The organism is Bradyrhizobium sp., assembly GCF_049586575.1.
In the GTDB taxonomy this organism is placed as follows: domain Bacteria; phylum Pseudomonadota; class Alphaproteobacteria; order Rhizobiales; family Xanthobacteraceae; genus Bradyrhizobium.
Map to the genome: position 1 here is coordinate 1 of NZ_JBAVCF010000535.1, position 5,811 is coordinate 5,811.

At 61.5% G+C, this 5,811-nt stretch carries 5 protein-coding genes; 1 reads left to right on the forward strand and 4 read right to left on the reverse strand.

Translation table 11 applies throughout. The features are described from left to right. From WB528_RS20165 to WB528_RS20180, 4 genes are all read right to left on the reverse strand, one after another. On the reverse strand, positions 1-226 hold a 226-nt coding region (locus tag WB528_RS20165), incomplete at its 3' end, for a proton-translocating transhydrogenase family protein (protein ID WP_423890170.1). Between the two features lie 12 nt (positions 227-238). Continuing rightward, complete coding sequence (locus WB528_RS20170) at positions 239-1,363, reverse strand: Re/Si-specific NAD(P)(+) transhydrogenase subunit alpha (protein ID WP_423890171.1); 1,125 nt, start codon at positions 1,361-1,363, stop codon at positions 239-241. A 137-nt stretch (positions 1,364-1,500) separates the two neighbouring features. Continuing rightward, entirely contained in the window at positions 1,501-1,653 is a 153-nt protein-coding gene (locus tag WB528_RS20175) for an aa3-type cytochrome c oxidase subunit IV (protein WP_422250172.1), read from the reverse strand. A 133-nt stretch (positions 1,654-1,786) separates the two neighbouring features. Next, positions 1,787-3,637, reverse strand: coding sequence for a M3 family oligoendopeptidase (locus tag WB528_RS20180; RefSeq protein ID WP_423890172.1), 1,851 nt, complete (start codon positions 3,635-3,637; stop codon positions 1,787-1,789). Between the two features lie 135 nt (positions 3,638-3,772). On the opposite strand from WB528_RS20180, the gene WB528_RS20185 reads away from it, so the two are divergent. Further along, positions 3,773-5,290 carry a sigma-54-dependent transcriptional regulator gene (locus WB528_RS20185; protein WP_423890173.1) on the forward strand — a complete coding sequence of 506 codons (1,518 nt, stop codon included), beginning with the start codon at positions 3,773-3,775 and terminating at the stop codon, positions 5,288-5,290. The last annotated feature ends 521 nt before the right edge of the window (positions 5,291-5,811 follow it).

Genomic DNA, 5,811 nt, shown 5'->3' on the forward strand with positions numbered 1-5,811 from the left:
AGCCGAAACCGCGCGCCCAGCCGCTGCCGCTGGAGATCGTTGCGACGCCCACCGCCAGCAACGCACCGACCACGATCACCGAGGAGATCGCGTTGGTCACCGACATCAGCGGCGTATGCAGCGCAGGCGTCACCGACCACACCACGAAATAGCCGACAAACACAGCGAGCACGAAAATTGAAAGCCGGAACACGAAGGGATCGACGGCCTGCGCGAGATGCTCCATGGCTTCTCCTCCTTATTTCGGCTGGAAATTCGGGTGGATGACGGCGCCGTCTTTCGTCAGTGCCGTCGCCTTCACCAGCTCATCGTCCCAGTTCACGGCCAGCGCCTTGTTCGCCTTGTCGATCATGGTCTCGATGAAGTTGAACAGGTTACGCGCGTAAAGGCTCGATGCCGAGGCGGCAACGCGGCCAGCCACATTGGTATAGCCGACGATCTTGATGCCATCGAGCTCGGCGACTTCGCCAGCTTTGGCACCCTCGACATTGCCGCCGCGCTCGACCGCGAGGTCGACCAGCACGGAGCCCGGCTTCATCGATTTGACCATCTCGGCCGAAACCAGCTTTGGCGCCGGGCGCCCCGGAATCAACGCGGTTGTGATCACGATGTCCTGTTTCTTGATATGCTCGGCGGTGAGCGCAGCCTGCTTGGCCTGATACTCTTTCGACATTTCCTTGGCGTAGCCGCCGGCGGTCTGCGCGTTCTTGAACTCCTCGTCTTCGACGGCGAGGAACTTGGCGCCGAGCGATTCTACCTGCTCTTTGGTCGCCGGCCGCACATCGGTCGCTGTGACGATGGCGCCGAGACGCCGCGCGGTCGCGATCGCCTGCAGACCGGCGACGCCGACGCCCATCACGAATACCTTGGCCGCCGGAACGGTGCCGGCCGCCGTCATCATCATCGGGAAGGCGCGGCCGAAGGCTTCCGCGCCTTCGATAACCGCGCGATAGCCGGCGAGGTTCGCCTGCGAAGACAACACGTCCATCACCTGCGCGCGGGTGATGCGCGGCATCAACTCCATCGCAAAGGCCGAGACACCGGCATCCGCCATCGACTTCAGCGCCGCCTCGTTGCCATAGGGATCCATGATGGCAACCACCAGCGCGCCGCGCTTGTAACGGCTGAGTTCGGCGGCTTCCGGCCGCTTCACCTTGATGACGATATCGGCACCGTTGAGCGCATCGGCGCTGACGGTGGCGCCGGCAGCGGTGAATTCCGAATCCGGCAAGCCGGACTTGATTCCGGCGCCCGGCTCGACGACGACCTCGGCGCCCAGCGCCTTGAACTTCTTCACCGTATCGGGCGAAGCGGCGACCCGCGGCTCCGACGGATCAATTTCCTTGGCGACGGCAATCTTCATGGAGCCTCCGGCGGCGCAAACTAGCAATGACCACTATTTCACAAGACTGGGTCCGGCCGTTCAGGGAACGACCAATACGAAACGCGGCGAGTGTCTTCAAATTGCGGCGCCGGTCGGCGGCACCAGTGGTCAGAGCATCAGACGAGGAAATAGGCCATCAGCGCCACGATCACCACAACCGTGAACGTGCCGTATTTCACGAGCTTGATAAAGCCCTCATAGGTCTGCTCATGGGCCACGTAATCGTTGCCGTCAGCGGTCGTGTAGGCCACTTCGCTATGGTCTGCCATCGGTCTCCCCAGTGAATCTAAGCGTTAGCGTCGAAATACCGCAAACCGCAAGGCAGGGCAACGCCGTGCGGGCGGCTTTTGCCCGGCTATCAGGTTATTCGGAAGGCAAATCGCGCCGATCCACCCGGGCCGGTCAGCCCATGGCCTCCAACTCGTCGATCATGCCAGATATGACGGAGAGACCGCCGTTCCAGAATTGGGGGTCCTTGGCGTCCAGTCCGAACGGTTTCAGCAGTTCGGAATAGTGTTTGGTGCCGCCGGCCGAGAGCATCGCGAGATATCGTTCGGCGAAGCCGCCTTGCGCCTTCTCGTAAGCGCCATAGAGCGAGTTCACGAGACAATCGCCGAACGCATAGGCGTAAACGTAGAACGGCGAATGGATGAAATGCGGGATGTACATCCAGAAATTCTCATAGCCGGGGCGGATATCGATGGCCGCGCCTAAGCTCTCGCCCTGGACGCTGAGCCAGATTTCGCCGATGCGCTGGGCGGTCAACTCGCCGTTCTTGCGCTCGGTGTGGACGGCGCGCTCGAAAGTATAGAACGCGATCTGACGCACCACCGTGTTGATCATGTCCTCGACCTTGCCGGCGAGCAGCGCCTGGCGCTGTTTGGCGCTCCCGGTCTCGCTGAGCAGGCGGCGGAAGGTCAGCATTTCGCCGAACACGCTTGCGGTCTCCGCCAGCGTCAAGGGGGTCGGCGCCATCAACGCGCCGTTCTTCGCCGCGAGCACCTGATGCACGCCGTGCCCGAGTTCGTGGGCGAGCGTCATCACGTCGCGCGGCTTGCCCTGATAATTCATCAGCACGTAAGGGTGCGCCGACGGCGTTGTCGGATGCGAGAAGGCGCCGGGCGCCTTGCCCGGCCGCACCGGTGCGTCGATCCAGCGATCAGTGAAAAAGCGTTCGGCAATGCCGGCCATCTCCGAAGAGAAGCCGCGATAGGCCGACAACACCATGTTCTTGGCATCGTGCCATGCGATCGCACCGGTCGCAGCAAAAGGCAGCGGCGCATTGCGGTCCCAATGCGGCAATTTCTTCTTTCCGAACCAGCCGGCCTTGAGCCGGTAATAGCGGTGCGAGAGTTTCGGATAGGCCGCGCGCACCGCGCTGACCAGCGCATCGACCACCTCGGGTTCGACGCGGTTGTTCAAATGGCGGGAATCCGCAACATCCTTGAAGCCGCGCCAGCGGTCCGAGATTTCCTTGTCCTTGGCCAGCGTATTGGTGATGAGCGCAAAGGTCCGCCCGTTGGCGTTGAACGTTTTGGCCAGCGCTTCCGCCGCCGCCTTGCGGTGCTTGCCGTCACGGTCCTGCAACAGGTTGAGCGTCGGCTCGATCGCAAGCTCCTTGCCGGATACCTTGAAACGCAAGGACGATATCGTCTGGTCGAACAGACGATTCCAGGCGGCATAACCGCTCTGCGACTTCTCGTGGAACAACTGCTCGACGCGGTCTTCCAGCTGATAAGGCTTGTCCTTGCGCTGATCCTCGATCCAGGGCCGATAATGCGCAAGCTCCGCCGTCCGCATCGCGTTGTCGATCACCGCATCGTCGATGCGATTCAGCTCGAGCCCAAAGAACAACAGATGGATCGAAGCGTTGGTCAACCGTTCCGATACATCGCCGTAGAATTTAGAGATCACGGGATCGACGCTGTCGCCCGCATGCACCAGACCTGCATAGGAACCGAGCCGGCCGGCAAGATCGTCGATCGCTTCAAAGCGCTTGACGGCTCCGGCAAGCCAGCGGCCGCCGCCCTCGCCTCCGGTCCGCTCGGCAAGCTTGCCTTTGTAGTCGTTCTCAAACGCGACACATTCGGCATCCAACCTGTCGAGATCGCGCGCCACTTCCGGCGCGTCAATCCCGGAATACAGATCGGAAAGATTCCATTCCGGCAGTTTTTCCGCCCTGGCGGCTTTTTTGGAGTTCGTCTTGCGTTGGGCGGGCGGTCGGCGAAGGGCGGATGCGGAGCGTGAGGTCATCTTGTTCGAAACCTGCATTCGATCAAAAGAGCAGCGAGCCGGGCGCCGGCGACGGGAAGGTTTAAGCGGTCGTTAATCGGCATCGGCCAGAGTGCCCCGATTCGAGACAGATAGTTGTTGCGTGTGAGGAACACCATGGCTGCCACCATTTTGATCGCCGACGACGATGCGGTGCAACGCCGCCTGGTTGAGAATATGGTGCAAAAATGCGGTTATGAGACCGTCATGGTCGATTCCGGCGATGCCGCGATCGCGCTATTAACCGCCCCCGACGCCCCCGCCATCGATGCGCTCGTGCTCGACCTTGTGATGCCCGGGCTCGACGGCATGGGTGTGCTGGTCAAAATCCGCGAAGCCGGACTTTCAATCCCCGTGGTGGTGCAGACCGCCCATGGCGGCATCGACAATGTGGTGTCGGCGATGCGCGCCGGCGCCCAGGACTTTGTCGTCAAGCCGGTTGGCATGGAGCGGCTTCAAGTCAGCCTGCACAATGCCCTCACCACCAGCGCACTGAAGGGAGAGCTGCAACGCATCCGCCACAGCCGCGAAGGCCGGCTGACTTTCGCCGACATCGTCACCCGCAGCGAAGTCATGGCGGGAGTAATGCGAACGGCAAAAAAAGCGGCGGCCTCTACAATTCCCGTGCTGATCGAGGGCGAATCCGGCGTCGGCAAGGAATTATTCGCGCGCGCCATTCACGGCAGCGGCGAGCGAAAATCAAAGCCGTTCGTCGCCGTCAATTGCGGCGCGATCCCTGACAATCTCGTCGAATCGATTTTGTTCGGCCACGAAAAGGGAGCCTTCACGGGCGCGACCGAACGTCATGCCGGCAAATTCGTCGAAGCCTCGGGCGGCACGCTGTTTCTCGACGAAGTCTCGGAATTGCCGCTCTCAGCCCAGGTCAAGTTGCTCCGCGCGTTGCAGGAGGGGACGGTCGAGGCCGTCGGCGCGCGCAAGCCCGTCAAGGTCGATGTGCGGATCATTTCCGCGACCAACCGCAAATTGCTCGACCGGGTCAAAGGCGGACACTTCCGCGAAGACCTGTTCTATCGCCTTCATGTGTTGCCTCTCACCGTTCCGCCCTTGCGGATGCGCCGTGAGGACATTCCGCATCTGGTGCGGCATTTTCTTGCCCGGTTTTGTGCCGAGGAAAGCCGCCACATCACCGGCGTGAGCGGCGAGGCGATGGCGCACCTTTCGCAACTCGATTGGCCGGGCAATATCCGGCAGCTGGAGAACGCGGTCTATCGCGCCGTCGTCATGAGCGAGGGCGATCAGCTGACGCCCGCCGACTTCCCGCAAATGGCAGGCGTGCCCTCGCCGTCGATGTCGGCAACATTCGGTGAGCCACTGATCGTCGAGCCGGCATTTCGTGCGGCCACGCCGGACGTGGTTTCCGGTAATGATATACCTATCGCGCCCCTGCCGGCATCCGTTTCGGGCATGCTTTCGGTGCTGACGAATGGCGGCGAAGTGCGGTCACTAGAGGAAATGGAAAGCGAGATCATCCGCTTCGCGATTTCACATTATCGCGGGCAAATGTCGGAGGTCGCACGCCGGCTCAAAATTGGCCGCTCCACACTCTATCGCAAGCTCGATGAGGACGCTGCCGATTCCGCGAGCGGGGGAACGGATCAGGCGGATAACGCTTGATAGCAATGCTGTGCTCGTAACACACGGGCGAAGCGTCTGAAATTCAGGCGGTCCGGAACATTTGAACCGTTGCCCGCGAGTGACAGACAAATGGCGGCTCGCGTGGCAAGAACGAAGGCCTAGGACGATGCGACAGGACACGGTGAAGTCAGTTTGTCGTGAGTTGCGCTCGGGTGGCTGGCTGGTCAGGGGGCGCCCGTGTATCGTCCGCGTATGAATCGTTGCGGCAACCGCGCCAAACTTGGACTCTGGAGCAAAGACTTATCAAAAATGCTTCGGCACCCGATCAGGCCGGCGATTTCGCGAAAGCTTTGATGGACTAACCGAGGCTGCTCCGTAAGCGGGGGCAGCTCACCCAAGGGGTGTGATGATGCGTGACTGTTGGAAGAGCCGTAGAGGATATGACCGCGTCCTGATGACGGTTGCGGCAACCTTCCTCACGGTGTCGGCGAGTTCGGCATTCGCGCAAAGCGATACGCCGCGCAGCACCGCCGCCGAACTCGCAATTGATGCAGCCGTCC

Coding starts and splice junctions, on each gene's coding strand:
- WB528_RS20170 (WP_423890171.1), bottom strand. CDS start 1,363: ATGAAGATTGCCGTCGCCAAGGAAATTGATCCGTCGGAGCCGCGGGTC.
- WB528_RS20185 (WP_423890173.1), top strand. CDS start 3,773: ATGGCTGCCACCATTTTGATCGCCGACGACGATGCGGTGCAACGCCGC.
- WB528_RS20180 (WP_423890172.1), bottom strand. CDS start 3,637: ATGACCTCACGCTCCGCATCCGCCCTTCGCCGACCGCCCGCCCAACGC.
- WB528_RS20175 (WP_422250172.1), bottom strand. CDS start 1,653: ATGGCAGACCATAGCGAAGTGGCCTACACGACCGCTGACGGCAACGAT.